This window comes from Clostridium sediminicola (genome assembly GCF_050402865.1).
In the GTDB taxonomy this organism is placed as follows: Bacteria; Bacillota; Clostridia; order Clostridiales; family Clostridiaceae; genus Clostridium_AF; species Clostridium_AF sediminicola.
In genome coordinates, this window is sequence record NZ_BAABMF010000027.1 from 1 (window position 1) to 22,093 (window position 22,093).

18 protein-coding genes and 3 tRNA genes are annotated in these 22,093 nt (G+C 29.9%); all 21 read left to right on the plus strand.

Features of this window, described 5'->3' with window-relative positions:
• The first annotated feature begins 34 nt into the window (after positions 1–34).
• The 21 genes from ACQ3F0_RS24235 (at position 35) to ACQ3F0_RS24335 (ending at position 22,093) form a co-directional block, all read left to right on the plus strand.
• Positions 35–109: transfer RNA gene (locus tag ACQ3F0_RS24235), tRNA-Asn, on the plus strand.
• 343 nt (positions 110–452) lie between these two features.
• Positions 453–529 (plus strand) — tRNA-Ile (locus tag ACQ3F0_RS24240).
• Positions 530–534: 5 nt separating this feature from the next.
• Positions 535–610, plus strand: a tRNA-Ala gene (locus tag ACQ3F0_RS24245).
• Positions 611–743: 133 nt separating this feature from the next.
• Positions 744–1,802, plus strand: coding sequence for a mannose-1-phosphate guanylyltransferase (locus tag ACQ3F0_RS24250; RefSeq protein WP_428868376.1), 1,059 nt, complete (start codon positions 744–746; stop codon positions 1,800–1,802).
• A gap of 334 nt (positions 1,803–2,136) precedes the next feature.
• Positions 2,137–2,823: a YveK family protein gene (locus ACQ3F0_RS24255; protein WP_428868377.1), complete on the plus strand. Its 687-nt coding sequence runs from the start codon at positions 2,137–2,139 to the stop codon at positions 2,821–2,823.
• A 95-nt stretch (positions 2,824–2,918) separates the two neighbouring features.
• Positions 2,919–3,644 carry a CpsD/CapB family tyrosine-protein kinase gene (locus tag ACQ3F0_RS24260; RefSeq protein ID WP_428868378.1) on the plus strand — a complete coding sequence of 242 codons (726 nt, stop codon included), beginning with the start codon at positions 2,919–2,921 and terminating at the stop codon, positions 3,642–3,644.
• 553 nt (positions 3,645–4,197) lie between these two features.
• On the plus strand, positions 4,198–4,965 hold the full coding sequence (locus ACQ3F0_RS24265) for a tyrosine-protein phosphatase (RefSeq protein WP_428868379.1): 768 nt from the start codon (positions 4,198–4,200) through the stop codon (positions 4,963–4,965).
• Positions 4,966–5,221: 256 nt separating this feature from the next.
• Positions 5,222–7,120, plus strand: a complete 1,899-nt coding sequence (locus tag ACQ3F0_RS24270; protein ID WP_428868411.1) for a polysaccharide biosynthesis protein — start codon at positions 5,222–5,224, stop codon at positions 7,118–7,120.
• 80 nt (positions 7,121–7,200) lie between these two features.
• Positions 7,201–7,551: a four helix bundle protein gene (locus ACQ3F0_RS24275; protein ID WP_428868380.1), complete on the plus strand. Its 351-nt coding sequence runs from the start codon at positions 7,201–7,203 to the stop codon at positions 7,549–7,551.
• Between the two features lie 413 nt (positions 7,552–7,964).
• Complete coding sequence (locus tag ACQ3F0_RS24280) at positions 7,965–8,591, plus strand: sugar transferase (protein ID WP_428868381.1); 627 nt, start codon at positions 7,965–7,967, stop codon at positions 8,589–8,591.
• Positions 8,592–8,648: 57 nt separating this feature from the next.
• Entirely contained in the window at positions 8,649–9,494 is an 846-nt protein-coding gene (locus tag ACQ3F0_RS24285; RefSeq protein WP_428868382.1) for an aldolase/citrate lyase family protein, read from the plus strand.
• Positions 9,491–10,393, plus strand: a complete 903-nt coding sequence (locus tag ACQ3F0_RS24290) for an NAD(P)-dependent oxidoreductase (RefSeq protein WP_428868383.1) — start codon at positions 9,491–9,493, stop codon at positions 10,391–10,393. The genes ACQ3F0_RS24285 and ACQ3F0_RS24290 overlap by 4 nt, the downstream gene beginning before the upstream one ends.
• A 34-nt stretch (positions 10,394–10,427) precedes the next feature.
• Positions 10,428–11,534: a glycosyltransferase family 4 protein gene (locus ACQ3F0_RS24295; protein ID WP_428868384.1), complete on the plus strand. Its 1,107-nt coding sequence runs from the start codon at positions 10,428–10,430 to the stop codon at positions 11,532–11,534.
• Positions 11,535–11,663: 129 nt separating this feature from the next.
• Positions 11,664–12,212 carry an acyltransferase gene (locus ACQ3F0_RS24300; protein ID WP_428868385.1) on the plus strand — a complete coding sequence of 183 codons (549 nt, stop codon included), beginning with the start codon at positions 11,664–11,666 and terminating at the stop codon, positions 12,210–12,212.
• A 282-nt stretch (positions 12,213–12,494) separates the two neighbouring features.
• The gene (locus tag ACQ3F0_RS24305) at positions 12,495–13,676 is read left to right on the plus strand and encodes a glycosyltransferase (RefSeq protein WP_428868386.1); all 1,182 of its coding nucleotides are present in this window, start codon (positions 12,495–12,497) and stop codon (positions 13,674–13,676) included.
• 31 nt (positions 13,677–13,707) lie between these two features.
• Positions 13,708–15,222 carry a hypothetical protein gene (locus tag ACQ3F0_RS24310; RefSeq protein ID WP_428868387.1) on the plus strand — a complete coding sequence of 505 codons (1,515 nt, stop codon included), beginning with the start codon at positions 13,708–13,710 and terminating at the stop codon, positions 15,220–15,222.
• Between the two features lie 18 nt (positions 15,223–15,240).
• Entirely contained in the window at positions 15,241–16,305 is a 1,065-nt protein-coding gene (locus ACQ3F0_RS24315) for a glycosyltransferase family protein (RefSeq protein WP_428868388.1), read from the plus strand.
• A complete protein-coding gene (gene wzx, locus ACQ3F0_RS24320; RefSeq protein WP_428868389.1) occupies positions 16,286–17,722 on the plus strand; it encodes an O-unit flippase-like protein in 1,437 nt (478 codons plus the stop codon). Before ACQ3F0_RS24315 ends, wzx begins: the two co-directional genes overlap by 20 nt.
• Before the next feature lie 157 nt (positions 17,723–17,879).
• On the plus strand, positions 17,880–19,259 hold the full coding sequence (locus ACQ3F0_RS24325) for a mannose-1-phosphate guanylyltransferase/mannose-6-phosphate isomerase (protein ID WP_428868390.1): 1,380 nt from the start codon (positions 17,880–17,882) through the stop codon (positions 19,257–19,259).
• A gap of 159 nt (positions 19,260–19,418) precedes the next feature.
• Complete coding sequence (wecB, locus tag ACQ3F0_RS24330) at positions 19,419–20,519, plus strand: non-hydrolyzing UDP-N-acetylglucosamine 2-epimerase (RefSeq protein WP_428868391.1); 1,101 nt, start codon at positions 19,419–19,421, stop codon at positions 20,517–20,519.
• Between the two features lie 209 nt (positions 20,520–20,728).
• Positions 20,729–22,093: a UDP-glucose dehydrogenase family protein gene (locus tag ACQ3F0_RS24335; RefSeq protein WP_428868392.1), complete on the plus strand. Its 1,365-nt coding sequence runs from the start codon at positions 20,729–20,731 to the stop codon at positions 22,091–22,093.

Sequence of the window (22,093 nt, forward strand, 5' to 3'; positions counted from 1 at the left end):
CTGTGTGGGAGAGTAGGACGTTGCCAGGTCATGGTCCGCGGTAGCTCAATGGTGGAGCACTCGGCTGTTAACCGATAGGTTGGAGGTTCGAGTCCTCTCCGCGGAGCCATTTTTATTTTTTGAATAAAGTCTCATGTCTATAGATGTGAGTTTTTATATTTGTTAAAAAATACAATAAAGATTGTATACTATCCAAAACCAAAATGAAAAAGGGATATGATGAAGATATTTCAGCATATCCCTTTTTTAATCCACAAATATCATAGTATTTATATAGGATTGTGGATAAAAGTTAATTTAAGATTATCTATATGTGGATTATTTATATAGATATGATTGCAAAATAAGACTATAAATAAATTATATAAAATTAAATAAAAAAAGCTTGACAAAACCTTTTAAGGTTGATAAAATAGCATATGTGAGAAATAAAGTTTTCACAATTTCGTTACGGATCTTTAGCTCAGCTGGTTAGAGCAACCGGCTCATAACCGGTAGGTCCGGGGTTCGAGTCCCTGAAGGTCCACCATTTTTGGGGGTATAGCTCAGTTGGGAGAGCACCTGCCTTGCACGCAGGGGGTCAAGAGTTCGAATCTCTTTATCTCCACCAAAACAGCCTAGTAGGCTGTTTTTTTTATAATTTTTTTTATACTTTTGCTAAAAAATTATTTCCTTAGTAATTTTGCAGGGCAAAAGAAAATATTTCATAAATGAAATTTGCCAAAGAGAGGTAGGGAAATGTTATGATATGTGCTCTAGTTATGGCAGGAGGAAAAGGAACTAGATTGTTGCCTTTATCAACTGAAGAGAAACCAAAACAGTTTTTAAAGCTATTAGGAAATGAAACGATGATTCAAATGACTGTAAATAGATTGAAAAAGTTAATACCTATAGAAAGAATTTTTGTGGTAACAGGTAAAAGATATTGTGATTTAGTAAAAGAACAAATTCCAGATTTGCCCGATAGAAACATAATTAAAGAACCTGTTGGTAAAAATACGGCTCCTTGTATTATATTATCAGCTTTTATAATAAACAAGTACTATAAAGATGCAACTTTAGCGGTACTGCCATCAGATCATTTAATAAAAGACGAAGATAAATTTTTAGAAACTTTAAAAGTGGCTGATGAATTTATAAAAGGAAAAGATGAATCTATAGTAACACTAGGTATGAAACCAAACAGAGCTGAGATAGGTTACGGTTACATAAGCTATGATAAAGAGAGTGAGAGTATCGGAAAATTCAATATTCATGAAGTTAATAAATTTGTCGAAAAACCAAATAAAGAAACTGCAGAAAAATATTTAGCTAGAGGGAACTATTTATGGAATGCTGGTATGTTTATATGGAAAACAAGTACAATATTGAATTTATCACAAAAGTTTTTAAACAATACATTTAATATACTAAAAGAAGTTACAGCTTCTTCAGAAGCAAAATTTCAGAATATGCTAGATAACAGATATAATGAAGTTCATTCTATTTCTGTAGATTACGGAATTATGGAAAATGCAGAATCTATTTTTGTAATACCATCCCAATTTGGTTGGGATGATGTTGGCACATGGAAAGCAATAGAAAGATATAGAAGCAAAGATACATCGAATAATATATTTGTTGGAGATGTTACAAATATAAGTGGCAAGAACAATGTAGTTTTAACAAAAGGAAAACCAATAATACTAGATGAAGTAGATGACGTATTGATTGTTGAAAGTGATGATGTGATTTTTATTGGCCATAAAGGACAAATGGAAATTATAAAAGAAATAAGAGCGAGTCATGAAGCAAAAGGATAGAAAAAAGAGTTGATTCCTATTTTTTACGGGAATCAACTCTTTTTTAGTGCACTGGTAAAGGTTGTTTATTAGTATAGGTTTTATCTAGAATTCTTTGATAAAATAATCGGAAAAATATATTAAAAAAAGTACTAATGTATGCTATAATAATTGGTAGCAGTTTAAAGGTAAAAAAAGTAAAACTATGCAATAAAATATACAAAAGGATAATGGTTAACACTTATGGAATAAAAGATATTCATTGTAATTTAATTGTAAATTAAATTTAAATAAAAAATATTAAATATTAAAAGTTATCAGATGAAACAGGAACTTAATTAAGAGGGGGATAAAAATGGAAGAAGAAATAAGTTTAGATTTGAGGGAACTTTTTTTTATTTTAAGAAAAAGAATAACTCTTATAGTGTCTATTACCTTATTAGCAACAGTTATATCGGCATTAGTAAGTGTGTTTGTACTTACACCAATTTATGAAGCGAAGATGAGTGTAGTTATTGGAAAAGCTACAGATATAAATGAGGAACTAAGTTACAATCTAAATGATGTAAATATGTATCAGAAGTTAGTAAGTACATATGCTGTTATAGCTAAATCGAAAGTAGTTTCTGAAAAAGCAGTAAATTTAATGGATACAGATTTAACCGCTGATAAAGTTAGAGAAATGCTAGCTGTTACACCTCAAAATAATACTCAGATAGTGGATTTAAAAGTTCAATCAAAGGATCCAGAAGAAGCTAAAGAAATTGTTTCTAAAATAACTATAGCTTTTATAAATAGAGCAGAAAAACTAATTCCAAATGGAAATATAGAGGTATTGGACAAAGCAGAATTACCAAAGAATCCTATAAAACCAAATAAAACTTTAAATGTAGCAATTACATTTATCTTAGGTCTTATGGTTTCAGTGGGGATAGTTTTTATTTTAGAATATATGGACAACACAGTAAAAACTAAAGAAGACATAGAAAAATACGTTGGACTACCGGTTATAGGTATAATACCAGAACACGTAGCAGAATAATTATTCTAGTTGACAGTTTTCAATTGAACACTGTCAATTGTTAACTAGCCAAAGCTAACCTTAAGATTGCAACAAGAAAAAGGGAGTGAAACAAGTTGTTAATAGTTAAAAGAGACTCAAAGAGTGTAGCCGCTGAGGCCTTCCGTACTCTTAGAACAAATATACAGTATTCATCAATAGATAAAGAAATTAGAACAATAATGTGTACAAGCGCAGGTCCAGCTGAAGGAAAATCTTCTACTATAGGGAATTTGGCGCTTACATTAGCTGGTACTGATAAAAAAGTTCTTATTATAGATTGTGATATGAGAAAGCCAAGTATACATAAAAAATTCAGATTATCAAATGCTACAGGTTTATCAGATTATTTAACTGGTGAAGTTGATTTGGTAGATGCTATACATAAAGTAGAGAGTAAATTAGATATCATAACTTCAGGACCAGTACCTCCAAATCCAGCGGAAATGTTGTCTTCAAAAAAGATGAAAGATTTTATGGAAGATTTAAAACAACAATATGATTATATACTTTTAGATACTCCCCCAGTTATAGCAGTTACTGATGCTCAAGTATTAGCAAGTGAAGTTGATGGAGTTGTTTTAGTAGTAGCATCAAAAGAAGCGGACAAAGATGCAGTAGTTAGAGCAAAAGAGTTATTAAATAAGGTTAACGCGAATATACTAGGAGTAGTTCTGAATAAAACGGAGTTACGATCTGGAAAAGGATACGGATATAGTTATCAATATTATTACTACTATGGGGAAAATGAAAAACATAAGAAAAATAAGAAAGGGATATTTAAGAAGAAGAACGCTTCTTAAATGTGTTCACAGTTAAGGAAAGAGATTGTTTAAGAATAAGTGCTACTAATTTCAATCAAAAAATTGTTAAAGATTCGATATTTTTCATTGAAAAGTAGAACTAATTCATAAGCCGATTCTTAAGATGATTCTCTTGCAGAAAATCTTTTGAACTAAGCCTTTGTCATCTTCGATGACAGGGGGAAGGTTCTTTTGATGATGCAAAAGAAAACATTTGGATTTTTAGTTTTTTAGTGTTCTAAGTGAGGGTTTCACTAAAAAAGACTGTGAATTAATTGCTATGCAAGTATTGTTAATACGTTTGCACTAATAAATCTATTTTGAAAAATGAAATAGATTGAAAAAAATCGTACAGCTGCGCTAAAAGCATATTTGTACATAAAGTTTTTAATATAATAGTACAACAAATTGCATAGGATAATTTTCTATGAGGAAATTCACTAAGTAAAACTTTTGCTTTAGCAAAAGAAATCACTTAAATTTTTTAATTATTTAACTGTGCACTGTGAACTGTGCACTAAAAAGTCCTACACTAAAGAAAAGGAGAAAACTAATGCTTGACATACATTCACATATACTTCCTGGAATCGATGATGGTTCCAAAGATATAGATACTACACTAGAAATGTTACGAATAGCAAAAAGTGATGGTATAGATAAGATTATCGCTACGCCTCATTTTTACAAGTTTAATTATGAAAATAGTTATTCAGATGTGGTAGAGTTGATAAAAAAAGTTAGTGAAAGAGCTAAAGATAAGAATATTGATATAGAAATTTTACCTGGGCAAGAAGTGTATCTTGATAAGTTTACTCTTGATCTATATAATAACGGTAATATCGGTACTTTAAACAATTCTCAATATATGCTTGTGGAGTTGCAGCCTAGTAAACTTGAACCTCATATACTTGATATTATCTATGAGCTTAGAGTTAAAGGGATTACTCCTATTATTGCTCACCCTGAAAGGTATGTGTTTGTTCATAATAATTTATCAAGTCTTAATGATTTTATAAGGGAAGGATGCTTATTTCAAATAAATACAGGTTCTATAGCAGGGATTTATGGTAAGAAATTAAAAAGAATAACTAAAAAGCTTTTGGATAAGAATATATGTGATTTTATAGCCACTGATGCCCACTCAATAGGTGTGAGAAAACCCCAAATGAATAAAATTTTAATGAACTCATTAAAAAGTTATCGACATATAGGAGAGATTGTTGAAAGAAATTGTCGACTATTGTTAAACGATAGTACTATAATTTGTAATAGAGAGCTAATTATAGAAAATAAGAGATATTTTTGGTTAAATAAAAAATAATTAACTCAAATCACAATATAGATTACGATAATATTAAATATGGTTAAATATAAACATGATTAGGAAACAATATTTTGCTATACTGTACATACTATGTAAATTATTAAAAAAATGTAAATTTTTTTAGAATTTAAATGTAATAATATGTATAATATGTTATTAAAAAAAACATAGTATAAAAATTATCAAATTAGTATTATATTAGTTATTATTTTATGTGGGAGTTGGGGAAGCGTTGAAAGGTTTATTTGAAAAAATGAAACTTCGTCATAAGAAATTATTTCTAGTTCTTTTAGATATCGTTCTAATAAATTTTTCTTATTTCTTTGCACTGTTATTGATGAACCAATATGGCGAAGTAAAGTTAATGAGTTTTCTTATGATTTCAGTAATTTATATTTTGGTATTTACTTTATTTAAATTATATGACAGCCTTTGGAGATTTGCAGGATCTTATGAGTTTTTGAATATTATATTGGCAAATGTAGTATCGTGGTCGGGGGTTGTTTTACTTAGTTCTTTGTTTACTAATTTTAATTATGATTTTTCGTTGAAACTTATTTTTTTTATGATTACTTTAGTTTTTACTGTGGCAATTAGAATGTCTTATAGATTTTTGAGAAGATATGTGGTGTTTCTTCAAACTAAATCTATTAACAATTGTATGAAACCCAAAAAAGTTATGATAATTGGAGCTGGTTATACAGGTAGTTTGATTATTAAAGAAATGTTGTCCAATGTAAATATAGGGTATGAACCTGTGGTGGTAATTGATGATGATAAGAGTAAGTGGGGAAGTTATATAAATAAAGTTAAGGTTATTGGTGGTAGAAAGAAAATTATACGTTATGCAAAAACCGAAAATATTGATGTGATTATTATTGCTATGGCAAGAGTTACTATAAAACAGAAAACTGAAATTATAAACATTTGTAAAGAAACAGGATGCGAACTAAAAATTATTCCTGCATATAATGAAATCTTAGGTGAGAAAGTTTTTCTTAGTAAGATTCGTGATGTTAATGTAGAAGATTTGTTGGGTAGAGAACCAGTGAAACTAGATATGAAAGGTATTAGTGATTATTTAGAAAATCAAACTGTATTAGTTACAGGCGGTGGTGGTTCTATTGGATCTGAAATATGTAGACAAGTATCTAGATTTAAACCAAAGAGACTTATCATTGTAGATATATATGAGAATAATGCATATGACCTGCAAAACGAATTGAAAAGAAATTATCCTAATCTTAATTTGTCTGTTCTTATTGCTTCTGTAAGGGATAAAAAGAGGTTGATCAGTATTTTTGCAAAGTACAAACCTGATGTAGTATTCCATGCAGCAGCTCATAAACATGTTCCTTTAATGGAAGACAGTCCAGGAGAAGCTATAAAAAACAATATATTTGGTACATTGAACACAGCTGAATGTGCTGATACTTATGGAGTTAAGAGATTTGTACAGATTTCTACAGATAAAGCAGTTAATCCTACTAATATTATGGGAGCTACAAAGCGTGTTTGTGAGATGATTATACAGTCTATTGATAAGGTAAGTAAAACTAAATTTGTGGCTGTTAGATTTGGGAATGTTCTTGGTTCTAATGGTTCAGTAATACCATTGTTCAAAAAACAAATCGCTGAAGGAGGACCTGTTACATTAACTCATAAAGATATTATTAGATTTTTTATGACTATTCCTGAAGCATCTCAATTAGTTCTTCAAGCTGGTGGTTATGCTAAAGGGGGAGAAATCTTTGTTTTGGATATGGGTGCGGCAGTTAAAATATATGATTTGGCTTCTGACCTTATAAAGCTTTCTGGTTTTGAGCCAAATAAAGACATTGAAATAAAAATTACTGGGCTTAGACCTGGTGAAAAACTTTATGAAGAGCTTTTGATGGGTGGAGAACTTAATGGACAAACCAATCATGAGAAAATTTATATTGGTAAGCCAAGTCATATTGATTTTTACAAGTTGAGAGATAAGCTTGCTGGTACTAGGATAATGATAGAAAGTGAAGATAATGACCTTATTTTTGCTTGTATTAAGGATTTGGTGCCGACTTATAAGGCGGAAGATAAAGTAGGAGAGACGGGCAGTTGGAAAGATGGTAGTGGTGTTGAAGATGAGAGAGTTGCGGTGGCTATGGATTAACGATGGTTGAACGATGGTTTAACCATCGTTTAACGATTGTTAAACAATGGTTCCACAACTGTTCAAAAGGAGTTAAAAAGATGTTTGGATTTCAGAAGTTGCAGATATATCAGTTGGCGAAGGAAATTGTGAAATATAATTATAAATTGACTAAGATGTTTCCTAGTGAAGAGAGGTTTGCTTTAGTTCAGCAGATGAATAGAGCAGCTGTTTCAATACCAAGTAATATTGCTGAAGGAACAAGTAGAAAAAGTAATAAAGATAAAGCTCATTTTATTAATATATCTTATGGATCTTTGATGGAGTTGGTTTGTCAAATGGAGATTTCATTGGAGTTGGGGTATATAGAGCAGGGTGAGTATGATGAATTTGTTAGGATGGTTAAGAATTTGTTGGTTAAGATGAGTAATTTTCTTAGAACGATGGTTTAACGATTGTTTAACGATTGTTTAACAATTGCTAAACGATAGTTAAACTATTGTTCTGAGTACATAGGTGAAATTTGTCCTGAATATGGAGATATTATTTATGTGGATGGGAAAATTGAATGTAGTGTTCATACTAAAGATGAAAGTAAGGAGATAGAGGATGACAGTGGGGAAGTTCCTTTCTTATAAATTCATGTATTATTGAATGGTAAGGGAGAGGTGAGCATGTTTACAGGATAAGAAGATGTTAGGTTAACCATTGGAGTAGCAATTGGGTTAGGGAAAAGGGGAATAAGAATAAGATTAGATTTATATTTATTTAATTTGTATATGGATTATAGAAAGGAAATTGATTGAAAAGATGAGCGGATGGAATGGAGTGAATCAATTAGAGGGATAGGAGCTGTGTAATTATTATGTTTTATAAAAGTTTTAAAAGATTATTTGATATATTGTTTTCATTATTTGGATTAATAATCCTTACACCACTTTTAGTAATTGTAGCTATAGCTATTAAAATTGAGTCTAAAGGGCCTATAATTTTTAAACAGAAACGTCTTGGGTTAAATGGAAAAGTGTTTGAAATTTATAAATTTCGTTCAATGTGTGTTGGTGCAGAAAAAGGTGGAGTTTATGAAACTAAAGGTGACACAAGAGTAACTAAGATTGGTAAGTTTATTCGTAAGACAAGCATTGATGAACTTGCGCAATTTGTAAACATCATAAAAGGGGATATGTCTATCATTGGACCTCGTCCAACATTAACATATCATCCATGGCCATTTGAAGAATATACTGAGGAACAAAAAAAGAGATTCAGTATAAGACCAGGTGTTACAGGATGGGCACAAATTAATGGAAGAAAAGATATCACTTGGGACATAAGAATTGAGTACGATGTTGAGTATGTTAATAACCTTTCTTTTAGTTTTGATGTAAAGATATTTTTTAAAACTATTATTAAGGTTTTATGTATGCAGGATAACGTGAATGTTGGTGAGACAGTTAAAACTCAAACTACAGAAACGACATTCAAGATGTGAATAAAGCTATTAATAATGGGAGTAGAATCTAAAAGGGAAAAAAGGGGTGCATATGAAATGTCGTTAAACTTAATGTATATAACAAACAAAGAGAGTATTGTAAAAATAGCTGAAGATAGTGGAGTGGATTGGATTTTTATTGATCTTGAGATTAATGGGAAAGATGAAAGACAAGGTCATCTTGATACTGTAATCTCACGACATAATATAGAAGATGTAAAAAAAATAAAGAAAGTACTAACGAAGGCAGAGTTACTGGTTAGAGTTAATCCTATTTATGATGGTTCTAGAAATGAAATAAATAAAGTTATTGAGGACGGAGCTGATATAGTCATGCTTCCATTTTTTAAGACAAAAGATGAAGTTGAAAAATTCATTAGTTATGTAGATGGTAGAGCAAAAACTTGTTTGTTATGCGAAACCGCAGAGGCAGTAGAGAATATTGATGATATTTTGAATCTAGAAGGTATAGATTTAATTCATATTGGTCTAAATGATTTACATCTATCTTATAAAATGAAATTTATGTTTGAACTTTTGGCTGATGGCACAGTTGAAATGCTATGCAATAAGTTTAGAGATAAAGGCATCCCATATGGTTTTGGGGGAATAGCACGACTTGGACAAGGTGATTTGCCAGCAGAATATATTATTGGAGAACACTATAGACTAGGTTCTAGTATGGCTATTTTATCTAGGAGTTTTTGTAATGCAAATAAGGTGGATGATGTTAGTGAGGTTAAAAGTGTTTTTAAAACTGGTGTTGATAAGATAAGAAAATATGAAGATGGATTATTGAATGAGGACATGGATTTTTTTCAACACAATCATGAAGTGGTTAAAGACAAGATAATGAAAATAAAATGTGAGATATCTAAGAAAATGATGAGGAAGGCTATATGAAATTACTACTTACTGGAGTTTTCAAGTACAGTGAAGAACAATTGAATACTATACAGTCGCTTGGTTATGAGATTATATTTGTCAAAGATGAGCGACTTCCTTTGGAGATAGATGTTACTGATGTAGAAGCAGTGGTTTGCAACGGGCTTTTTTTATATAATGACATTGCAAAATTTAAGAGCCTAAAATTTATTCAACTTACCAGTGCTGGTATGGATAGAGTACCGATTGACTATATTAAACAGCTTGGTATAGAGATATATAATGCTAGAGGAGTATATAGTATTCCAATGACTGAGTTTGTTGTACTAAAAATTCTAGAGATTTATAAAAATAGCAGACATTTTTATGAAATTCAACTTAAGCATAAATGGGAAAAGAAGCGTGATTTACTAGAACTTACAGATAAGAGTGCTGCTATTATTGGATTTGGTAGTGTTGGAACAGAGGTTGCAAAGAGACTAAAGGTATTTGGTGTAAATATAATAGGTGTTGGTAGACGAAAGATAGAATCAGAATTAATCGATGAAAGTTATACAATTGATGATTTGGATAAAGTTTTAATGAAAAGTGACATTGTTATTTTAACATTACCACTTACAGAAGAAACTCGTTGCTTAATAGATGCAAAGAAGTTATCATACATGAAAGATAATAGTGTTCTTGTTAATGTTTCTAGAGGTGGAGTTATAGATGAAAGGGCGTTGATAGAAGCAATTCAAGCTGGAAAATTTCTAGGCATAGCTCTTGATGTATTTGAGGAGGAACCCTTATCAGAGGAAAGTATATTATGGGATTTAGAGAGAGTTATTGTTACGCCACATAACTCGTTTGTTTCAGATAAGGTTAATGAAAGAATGTTTGAGTTAATATGTGAGAATTTGAAAGAAATTATATAGGCTAAATTATTTGTATTACTGAGAGGTGAATTAAATGAAAGTAATGGTGATATCACCAAAAAATAAGACGTTATTTAATTTTAGAGGAGATTTGATTAAGAAAATTATTTCTAATGGTCATGAAGTTGTTGCTATAGGACCGAATAAGGATTATATAGATGATGTATTAGCATTGGGAGCTAAATTTATTGAAGTACCATTTTCTAAAGATAATATTAGTATCCTTGGTGATGTTAATTATTATAAAAAACTTAAAAAAGTTATGAAATCAGAAAAACCTGATTTGGTATTTAGTTACACAATTAAGCCAGTTGTATATGGTAGCCTGGCAGCACGACACGTTAGTATTAAGAGGATATATCCAATGGTGACTGGTTTAGGTCGAATATATGCATCAAATAGTTTTAAAGCGAAGGTATTAAGAAAAATTACAGGTATACTTTATAAACAAGCGTTTAAAGGATGTAACAAAATAATTTTTCAAAATAGCGATGATTTAAAACAATTAGTTGATTTAGGATACTTAGCTGAAGAGAAGGCGGTACGAGTGGATGGTTCTGGAGTAAATATGGAAAGGTTTAATGTAAATGAATTGGCTGAACAACCTATATTTTTAATGATAGCTAGAGTTATAAAAGAAAAAGGGGTATTTGAATTTGCAGAAGCAGCTCGTACGGTGAAGAAAGAGTATCCAGAATCCAGATTTATTTTACTTGGTGGATATGACAGTTCAATTGGTGCAATTAAACCAGAAGAATTAGAACCGTATATATCAGATGGTTCTATTGAGTTTCCGGGAGAAACCAAAAATGTTGTTCCATATTTAGAGAAATCAAAAGTTTTTGTTTTACCTACGTACTATCGAGAGGGACTTCCTAGAACAATATTGGAAGCTATGGCGATGGCACGTCCTATTATTACAACTGACTGGCCTGGTTGTCGTGATGCGGTATCAGAAGGGGTTAATGGATTTTTAATACAGCCTAAAGATAGTACAAGCTTAGTTGAAAAAATGAAATATATGATTGAGAATCCTGACAGAGTAAAGGAGATGTCTCAGAATAGTTTAAGATTTTGTAAAGAAAAGTACGATGTTAATATTGTTAATAGACATATGCTTGAGATTATGGGAATCGAATAATAGGCTAGTTCTTTTAATCAATATATATATATGATACAGAGTTTTGGCATCAAGTAACGGTTAAATTTGAGCAGAAACGTTTTTAAAAGCTACATAAATTTTTTCAGTGAAAATATAAGGAGAACATTTATGAAGAGAAAGCTAAAAAATTTTATTAGTGTAATCTATACTTTACTTAAATTTTCAATTTTAAAGCTAATTCACGGATCCGATTTTAAGTTTTATTGTATCGAAAGGTTTTCGCCAAATACAGAAGTCGATATTGGTAAAGGATCAAGGTTATATTTAGGTGAAAAAGTAAGAGCACATAGTGGAGTTAAGCTACGAGTTAGAGAAACTGCTAAGTTAATTGTCGGTAAAAATACTGCTTTTAATTATGGGTGCATGGTTACTAGTCATCAAAGCATAAAAATTGGAGAAAACTCAATTTTAGGTCCAAATGTTTTAATTTATGATCATGATCATGATTTCAGAGCGGAAGATGGTTTAAAGTTAAAATATAAAACTTCCCCAGTTGAAATTGGAAATAATGTTTGGATTGGTGCAAATACAGTGATTTTAAGAGGAACAAAGATTGGGGATAACTGTGTTATTGGAGCTGGAAGTGTTATTAGAGGAGATTTCCCTAATGATTCAATCATAGTACAAAAAAAAGAAACGATTATAAAAAAGTATTAATATTGTTATTTTTAATACACTTTAATTAAATATAATTGTAACTATATTAATTTATTTATACCTATTCAGTTTCTTTTATGAAATGAAGTTTTTTTAGTTGTATTCATTGTTATATATTTATTTTTTATCATATAAGTGTGTAACGATAAAAGTAATTGCATACTCAAACGGTTAGATTTTATTTTAAATTACACTTTTAATTTATGATATAAGTGATTTTTACAGTTAAGAAAAAAGTATCTAAAACCTTTTTATACGATGCGGATCAATTTGGAGGGTATTATGAAAAAAATATTATTCATTACTACAAAGAACATTCTAAATACAAGTGGAGAATTACGTTTGATAATGAACCGAGCACATGCATTAAGTTCAAAATGGGGAATAGAAACAGAATATATAGTGTTAGCTCGTAATAAACATTTAGCTAAAAAAAGAGAAAAGCCAAATGCCATTAATACTACTGTATTAATGGTTAACAAATATAATCCAGTAGATATTATTTTAAAAACCAATAAACTTAAGAGTATTATAGCTAAGCGAATTAAATCTGATAATTATAATTGCGTTGTTCTTTCTGGGATTGGAACACTACATCTTCATAGTTTTGTAAAAAAAATAAATAGAGATATACCTGTAATTGCTGATATTCATGGATCAGTCGAAGATATAAAAGAATTTGCAAAAGGAAAAAGCATTACTAAAAGAATTTATCTTAATCTAGCATATCATTATTCTAGATATAGTGAATCAAAAAATCTTCAACATATGGATGGAATTTTTGTTGTGTCTGATGCATTAACACAATATTTAAACAAAGAATATGGGTTATCAGATTCCAATTATTATGTTGTTCCTTGTTCGATTGAAAATAATAAAAATGTGCAAGTGGACAGAAAAGCAAATCGCGAATATTATAGAAAAAAATATGGTATAGAGGCTAATGAAAAATTATTTATATACTCTGGTGGTGTTTCCCCATGGCAATGCATTGATAAATCCATTGAAATTTTTAATAAGTTAAAAGATTCTAATAAAAATTATAAAATGTTAATTTTGTCTCATAAAATACAAGAAATACTGCCTATGATTAAGAGTTATGAAGATATAATTACAGATAGCCTAGATCCAAGTGAAGTAAATAAGGTATTATTGGCGGGAGATTATGCATTTTTAATTCGTGAGAATATTGTTACTAATCATGTTGCATTTCCCAACAAATTCCTTGAGTATGTACAGAGTGGGATGAAAATTATAACTACACCATACGTATTTGATGTAGCAAATTATGTAGAACAATATGATCTTGGAGTTGTTGTAGATTTTAAATCTAAAAATGAAGAGAAAATATTAGAATATATTAATAAAAATCACCCAAAAGTAGATAATAAAAGAGAAGTTCTTTTAAAAAAAGTGAATTTTGACTATACTTTGAAAAATTTCGTTGAAGATTTTGAATTATAAGTAGCTTGTGTGGAAAGGAAGAGCTTAAAGAATGGACAAACTAAAAGAGAATCATAATAACGTATTTAATTTTAAATATATATCTGTTGCAATAATAGTCACTTTGCTTAATAGTTTTTTTTATGACAGCTTTATAATAATGCTATTATTAGTTGTAATACAAAGTTTGATACTCATTAGGTGTTTGATACATAATCAAGATGTTAAATATATAAGCTACTATATTATATTTCTAAGCACTAGTATGGAGTCAGCTTCATATGTAGGTGCTGACGTTTTCTACGGTTTTAAAGAATTTAGGATAGCAGGTGTAAATCTAGGCGTTATATTTCTTTTAATATTACTAATAAAATTTGTTTTAAATGGAGAAATACAACACCCTTACAAATCGAAGGGTTATGCTGGGAAGTTTATGAAAGGTGTATTTATATTAACTCCTATTGGTATTTTCATGGGATTATTTAATTTACTAATGAATGATAATGATATACTTATTAAGATGACAAGCATAGGCATGTTTATAGATGCTAGTTATATTTTTATATTTGTATCTATAGAAGTAATTGTTATCTATACAGTAATTAGATGTAATATAAAAGATATAAATGAAATAAAACAATCATTAGTTGCAATTATCATTAGTCTTGCGATTACTCTTGTAACCTGTATGTTACTGGAAAACTATGGTAACCGAGGCGGCTTAAATTCGTTACAGGTAAGTAACATTATTATGTTGTTAGGCTGCGCTATAATTATACCATTCTATCAAGACTACCATAAAAATGAGAAAATAATTTTAGTAATATCTACGATGATAATTTTAGTTTTAGGCTTAATGTATAATACTAATGGCAAAATGATTATTATAATGGCCATTATACCAGTTATTATTATCACTATCTTATTAAAAAGAAAAATGTATAGGACTGTAATATTAACATTACTATCAGGTATATTTATTATTTATTTTACATTTAATAATATTTTGCCATCTATGTGTAATAATAGTCTTTTACTTTCAACAAAGTTGGAACAAGTCTCAGGAATGTTATCAGTAGATAATGAGTGGTTTAAAAATATGCCTAGTTCTCCAAAGATGAGAATCTCACAGTTCTTAAATATTACGAGTGAATACATTGAAAAGCCTTGGTTTATTTTTACAGGAAAAGGTTATTTAGGAACAATAGAAGATAATTTGTCTTTATTTGGTTATGTAGATGAATTTGCATACTCAAAATGGCAAATTGAGAATGCTTTGTATCATAAAATGCATGAAACCTTAAATACTTTTTATTTAGCGAACGGCATGATCGGCATAATTTTCTTTCTATGGGTATTGAAAAATATTGTTAGTAAAATTCATAAATCACCTTGGATGGTGATAGGTGGTTTTTGGTTTGTATTATTTTATGCATATTCATTAACTATATCAATATTTGGGGTAACTGCTTTGATTATTGCTTTTATGGATATTGATTACAAAGAAATAAATTATTTGAATTACAAAAACGGAGATAAATTAGTAAAAAATGAATTAAGTATATAAAAAGTAAGGAGAATTAAATTGAAGATTATAATACTGGATTATCTTTTCCCCAAAAATCATGCACCTTTATATTACAAAATCATTAATTACCTTACCAATGTAGGGGATGTCAAAGTTATAGCAAGAAACGGTTATTACAGTAAACATAAAAACGATTGGAAAGATGTTGAGTTAGAAGAAATCCGAGTAGATATGGATGGGAGAAATATGATAATTAGAAAACTTCAATCAATTGTTTCGATGTTAAAGACTAGAAAAGTAGTTGCAGGTAATATAAATAGTGCTAAAGTTGTTTTTACGTTTGATACAATAGCTTTTGCTATTGGGAGGTTATTTTTAAAACTGGATAACTTTTTTATATTACATCACAAAAATATAGATGAACTGAAGAACCCTGTTAAAAAGTTCTTTTTTAAAACTTATATGAATAAAGTAAATCATATTGTTTTTGAAGACTATTTTAAAGAATATTTAGTACAAAAAATAGGAGTGGATGAGAAACGTATACATGTAATCCCTCACCCAACTTTTAAATCTGTAACTTCAAATGAAGAAGACATATATGATTGTATTGGATTGAGCAATAGTAATGATGAAAACTTTATAAAAGAAATAATAGATGATGAAAGAAAAAACGGTCGTTTGAAGATGGCTAAACAGCAGGTGATATTACGTTCAAAAAAATACCAATTCGATAATGGATATTTAAAAGTCATAACAGGATACTTATCAAAAAAAGATTATGACAATTACATTAAAAAATGTAAAGGAGTCTTTATACCTTTACCAAGCACTTTCGAATATCGGGTTAGTGGTGTTATTTATGATGCTATCTCAAACTATAAGGTAGTTATAGCAAATAATGTTCCTATTATTAAGAGTTATGAGGAAAAATATCCACTTTTATGTATAGGGGTTAATAATGTAGAGGAGTTTTTTGCTAAAGTTGATGAACTAAAATATTGCATAACAACCAAAAAAGATTTTGATCAATTTATTAAGTTTCATGATAAAGATATAATAATTCAGAAGTTCAAAGATGCATTTAAGGGTGGAGATATTAATGAAAGTGAGAAAAAATGATGTTATATGGAACTACATAGGGACTTTCATGTCGTTAGGAAGTAATTTTTTGTTGCTGCCATTCATGATGCATTATCTTAATGGAGAAGCATTAGGTTTGTGGTATGTATTTCTAAGTATTGGGGGAATAGTTAATTTATTTGATTTTGGTTTTAATCCAACACTTGCACGAAATGTTGCATACAGTTGGAGTGGAGCTGTAGCGTTAAGTAAAACGGATGCAATTTTTGTTGCTAATTGTGAGCCGAATATCGGTTTGTTAAAAAAAGTGATTTTAACTTGTAAGAGAATATATCTTATTATTTCGGTATTGGCATTAACTATATTGCTAACGATAGGAACAGTGTATATACTTCATTTATCAAACAATATGATTGGATACACTCATATAGCTGCATGGATTATATATAGTTTCGCAGTGTTTTTAAATATATACTATGGATATTATACTACTTTTTTACGTGGAGTTGGTGCGATTTCAAAAATCAATATAGCTACTGTATTATCAAGGACGTTTCAAATTATTCTTTCTATTGTTTTATTGCATTTAGGATTCGGATTGGTAGCTGTATCTTTAGCATATTTGGGATATGGTCTTTTATTCAGACTAATATCTAAGAATGCATTTTATAAATATGAGAATATTGGTGAACGTATTAAGAATGATAGAACGATAATAGTTTCAGATGATATTAAAGAAACCTTTTTCTTAGTTTGGCACAATGCCTGGCGAGATGGCATGGTTTCTTTATCTAGGTATCTTTCAAATCAAGCAAGCGTTATTATTTGTTCGATGTACTTGAGTTTAACGGAAACAGGAATATATTCTATATCAATACAGTTAATAACGGCAATTGCAACTATCTCAGGAGCGTTATATACAACATTTCAGCCATCTCTTCAATCGGCTTATATTAATAACAACATTGAAAAGTTAAAAAAATTAATGTCAATTGCTATGACAGTTTATTGTACATTATTTTGGATTGGAGTAGTTGCTTTAATATTTATTGGTATACCTATTCTTGAAGTAATAAAACCTGATGTAGTTTTTAGTATCCCTATTTTATTGGTAATTTCGCTATATCAATTTTTGCTAAAACATCATTCATATTATGCTTCATATATATCTAACACTAATAATGTACCATATATGAAGTCATTTATTCTTTCAAGTTTTATAGGCATTATAATTTCTATATTGTTAATTAGATTAACTAATATGGGGGTTTGGGGATTGATTTTTGCACAGATTATTGTTCAAGGTGTATATAATAACTGGATGTGGCCCTATAAAGTAATGAAGTCATTAAATACAGATCCTGTAGATATGTTTAAATTAAGTTTACAAGAAATTAAAAGATTGTCAGATGAAAAAATTAGATATAAAGAAACTATATGTAAGCAGAGAGAATAAAGTAAGTTTCTAAAATACACATACTAGTATTTGTGATTAAAGCAACTAGAGTATTTTTAATAATTTGGTTAAATATTAAAAATACTCTAGTTGCACCCTATATTGTATTTTAAAGTACTAATCAAAAATAACTTAGTATGTTAGGAGGCATAAACAAATGAAAGTAATTATATTAGCAGGCGGAAGTGGGACAAGATTATGGCCACTAAGCCGTGATAGATATCCAAAACAATTTATTAAGTTACAAGGAAATAAACCTTCTTTGTTTCAGGAAACAATTGAGAGAAGTTTATTATTAGCAGATTTGGATGATATATATGTTGTAACTAATGAGAAATATAAATTTTTAGTTATGGGAGCAGTAGAAGAATTGGGTTATGAGTATAATGAATCAAATATTCTTGTTGAACCTGAAGCAAAAAATACTTTACCAGCAATTTATGCAGGCGTTCATGAAATAGCTAAAAAAGGAAATGACTCAGTAGTGGTTTTCCCTTCAGATCATATGATATTAAAGGGAAAAGAGTTTGCTAATATTATAAAAGAGTCAGAACCTTTAACTGAGGATTCAATCATAACTTTTGGTATTAAACCAGACGGACCAAACACAGGATATGGATATATTGCACCGGGTATTGAGAAGCTAAATGGTTATCAGGTAAAAGAATTTAAAGAAAAACCTGAGCATGAAGTTGCAGTTACATATGTTGGCAACGGTTATTATTGGAATGCTGGAATATTCATGTTTAATACTGAGTTTTTTATTAATGAAGTAAAACAATATGCAAAAAATATATATAATGCCTTTAAAACAAGTAATAGTATTAAAGAAGCATTTAGTAAGATAGATGAAAAGATTTCAATTGACTACGGCATTATGGAAAAGAGCAAAAATGTTGCTGTAGCTCCTGTAGACATTGGATGGAATGATCTTGGTAGCTTTGATGCTTTTTATGATGTTTTTGACAAAGATGAAAATAATAATATCGTTGATTCTGATAATATAGTTATTGATTCAAAGAATAATTACATACATTCAGAAAAGGGTAAGTTAGTATCTACAGTAGGTGTTGATGATTTAATTATTGTAGATAATAGAGATGCTTTGTTAATCTGTAAAAAAGATCAATCACAAAAAGTAAAAAATATAGTAGAAACTTTAAAATCAAGAAATGATATTAGATCTGAATATCATGTACAAGATTACAGACCTTGGGGTAATTATAAAGTACTTGAGGAAGAAGAAAATTCATTTAAGATTAAGAGAATTAAAGTAAGTCAAGGTAAGAAGTTAAGCTATCAAATGCATCACCATAGAAGTGAACATTGGATTGTTGTCAAAGGAATGGCTAAAGTAACTATATATAATGTGGAGAGACTAGTTCCTGCTGGAGAAAGTATTTTTATAAAACCAGGACAGAAACATAGACTTGAGAATCCCGGTAAAACACCTTTAGAAATCATTGAAGTGCAGATGGGTGAATATTTGGAGGAAGATGACATAATAAGATTTAATGATGAGTATGGAAGAAAGTGAAAGTTTATCTAATGATATATTATGTTTCAAAATTTGTAAATAGACCATATGTATATCATAGAAAGGTATTTTATGTATGTCAAATTTCTAGATTTGAAATGGGAAATTAAAGATAAAGAAATCCTTAAATTAAGCTATAGAAAAAGTAGGTGGGTATAAATGAAGAAAAAAGTTATGGTAGTATTTGGAACAAGACCAGAAGCAATTAAGATGTGTCCTTTAGTAAAAGAACTAAAAACACGAGCTGAATTGGAGACTGTTGTATGTGTTACAGGACAGCATAGAGAAATGTTAGATCAAGTATTAGATGCTTTCAATATTACACCAGATTATGATCTTTCAATTATGAAAGCTAAACAAACTTTATTTGATGTAACAGTTAATATAATGAATAAAATGAAAGAAGTTTTAGAAAAAGTAAAACCACATGTAGTTTTAGTTCATGGAGATACTTCTACTACATTTGTTACAGCTCTTTCGTGTTTCTATATGCAAATACCAGTAGGACATGTGGAAGCGGGGTTAAGAACTTACAATATATATTCTCCATTTCCTGAAGAGTTTAATAGACAAGCTACTGGTATTGTAGCTACTTTTAACTTTGCTCCAACAGAAGTATCTAAAGGAAACTTATTAAATGAAGGTAAAAATCCAGAGTCAATTTATGTTACAGGTAATACAGCAATTGATGCTTTGAACACAACTGTAAGAGAAGATTATCATCATGAATTATTTGATTGGCTTGGGAATGATAGATTGATTATGTTAACAGCTCATAGAAGAGAAAATCTAGGACAACCTTTAAGAAACATGTTTAGAGCAATTAAAAGAATTGTTGATGAGCATGAAGATATTAAAGTGATTTATCCAATACATATGAATCCTTTAGTTAGAGAAGCTGCAGCAGAAGTATTCGGTAATCATGACAGAATTAATATTATTGATCCACTTGAAGTATTGGATTTTCATAACTTCTTAAATCGTTCATATATGATATTAACAGATAGTGGAGGGATTCAAGAAGAAGCTCCATCATTAGGCAAGCCGGTACTTGTTATGAGAGATACGACAGAAAGACCAGAAGGAATAAAAGCTGGTACACTGAAGCTTGTTGGAACAGAAGAAGAAACTATTTATTCTACTTTTAAAGAATTATTAAATAATAAAGAAGAATACGAGAAGATGAGTAAGGCAAGTAATCCTTATGGAGATGGTACAGCTTGCAAGAAGATTGCTGATATTTTAGTTGAGAAATTGTAGCACGGAGTTGAACCCTAATTAACTCAATCACTATGTGGGAGTGAATTAACTGTGGAAAAGTTTAGATAAGAGAATAAATTGAAAAAATAGAAAATTAGGTAAAGTAGAGAATAAAAATAAGCGATAGCCAATAAGGTTAAGCAAATTTATAGAGTGATATAGAAGTATTAGAATTTTAAATATGGTATTGGAGTTAGGGGGAAAAAGAAATGTATAAAATAGCAGTAGCAGGAACAGGGTATGTAGGTCTTGTGGCAGGGGTTTGCTTTGCAGAAAGAGGACATCAAGTTACCTGTGTAGATATTGATGAAAATAAAGTAAAGTTAATGGAGAGTGGAGTTTCTCCAATTTATGAAGCAGATTTGGAAGGATTAATGCAGAAAAATTATGAAGAAGGTAGACTTCATTATACTACTGATTACAAAACAGCTTACAGAGAAGCAGATGCTATATTCATTGGAGTCGGTACTCCAGAGCAGCCAGATGGTTCTGCAAACCTAAGTTATATAGCAACAGTTGCAAGACAGATAGCTGAAAACGTAGAAAAGGATTGTCTTGTAGTAGTAAAATCTACAGTTCCAGTTGGTACAAATGATAAGGTGGAGCAGTTCATAAAAGACTTTTTAGTTAATGATGTTAAAGTAGAAGTAGCATCAAATCCAGAATTCTTAGCTCAAGGCACAGCAGTTCATGATACACTTCAGGCTGCAAGAATTATCATTGGAACTGAAAGTAAATGGGCAGAAGAGATGCTTATGAAAATATATGAACCTTTTAATCTGCCTATAGTATCTGTAAATAGAAGATCAGCAGAGATGATTAAGTATGCTTCAAATGATTTTCTAGCCCTTAAAATATCTTATATGAATGACATTGCTAATCTTAGTGAGCTGGTAGGGGCTAATGTTCAAGATGTAGCTAAAGGTATGAGTTATGATGAGCGTATTGGAAGTAAGTTTTTAAATGCTGGTATAGGTTATGGTGGTTCATGTTTTCCAAAAGATACAAAGGCACTTGATTATTTAGCAAGACAAAATGGATATGAGCTTAGAACTATCAAAGCAGCTATAGATGTAAATAAAGACCAAAAGACTATGTTATATAAGAAAGCTTGTAGACGTCTAATCACTTTTAGTGGCTTAAAAGTAGCAGTACTTGGACTTACATTTAAACCAGGAACAGATGATTTAAGAGAAGCACCATCACTTGCAAATGTACCATTACTATTAGAAGCTGGAGCAGAGATTTATGCCTATGATCCTGTTGGTGAGGATAACTTTAATAGAGTATATCCAGAAGGAAAAATTGGACAAGGCACTATAAAGTATGTTGATAATGTTGAAGTAGCTTTAGAAGATGCTAATATTTGTTTTATCTTTACAGAGTGGGGTGAAATTAAAGCGATACTTCCAGAGGATTATAAGAAGCTTATGAAAACACCTTTAGTATATGACGGAAGAAACTTATATAATAATGAAAAGATGAAAGAAGTAGGAGTAGAATATTATTCAATAGGAAGACCATACATAAGAATTCTTGATGCAATGACTGAAGCTGCTGCAACTAACAATTAA

Bases quoted from the DNA above. Each gene is read 5' to 3' on its own strand.
- ACQ3F0_RS24250 (WP_428868376.1), top strand. From the start codon at position 744: ATGATATGTGCTCTAGTTATGGCAGGAGGAAAAGGAACTAGATTGTTG.
- ACQ3F0_RS24255 (WP_428868377.1), top strand. From the start codon at position 2,137: ATGGAAGAAGAAATAAGTTTAGATTTGAGGGAACTTTTTTTTATTTTA.
- ACQ3F0_RS24265 (WP_428868379.1), top strand. From the start codon at position 4,198: ATGCTTGACATACATTCACATATACTTCCTGGAATCGATGATGGTTCC.
- ACQ3F0_RS24270 (WP_428868411.1), top strand. From the start codon at position 5,222: ATGAAACTTCGTCATAAGAAATTATTTCTAGTTCTTTTAGATATCGTT.
- ACQ3F0_RS24275 (WP_428868380.1), top strand. From the start codon at position 7,201: ATGTTTGGATTTCAGAAGTTGCAGATATATCAGTTGGCGAAGGAAATT.
- ACQ3F0_RS24280 (WP_428868381.1), top strand. From the start codon at position 7,965: ATGTTTTATAAAAGTTTTAAAAGATTATTTGATATATTGTTTTCATTA.
- ACQ3F0_RS24285 (WP_428868382.1), top strand. From the start codon at position 8,649: ATGTCGTTAAACTTAATGTATATAACAAACAAAGAGAGTATTGTAAAA.
- ACQ3F0_RS24290 (WP_428868383.1), top strand. From the start codon at position 9,491: ATGAAATTACTACTTACTGGAGTTTTCAAGTACAGTGAAGAACAATTG.
- ACQ3F0_RS24295 (WP_428868384.1), top strand. From the start codon at position 10,428: ATGAAAGTAATGGTGATATCACCAAAAAATAAGACGTTATTTAATTTT.
- ACQ3F0_RS24300 (WP_428868385.1), top strand. From the start codon at position 11,664: ATGAAGAGAAAGCTAAAAAATTTTATTAGTGTAATCTATACTTTACTT.
- ACQ3F0_RS24305 (WP_428868386.1), top strand. From the start codon at position 12,495: ATGAAAAAAATATTATTCATTACTACAAAGAACATTCTAAATACAAGT.
- ACQ3F0_RS24310 (WP_428868387.1), top strand. From the start codon at position 13,708: ATGGACAAACTAAAAGAGAATCATAATAACGTATTTAATTTTAAATAT.
- wzx (WP_428868389.1), top strand. From the start codon at position 16,286: ATGAAAGTGAGAAAAAATGATGTTATATGGAACTACATAGGGACTTTC.
- ACQ3F0_RS24325 (WP_428868390.1), top strand. From the start codon at position 17,880: ATGAAAGTAATTATATTAGCAGGCGGAAGTGGGACAAGATTATGGCCA.
- wecB (WP_428868391.1), top strand. From the start codon at position 19,419: ATGAAGAAAAAAGTTATGGTAGTATTTGGAACAAGACCAGAAGCAATT.
- ACQ3F0_RS24335 (WP_428868392.1), top strand. From the start codon at position 20,729: ATGTATAAAATAGCAGTAGCAGGAACAGGGTATGTAGGTCTTGTGGCA.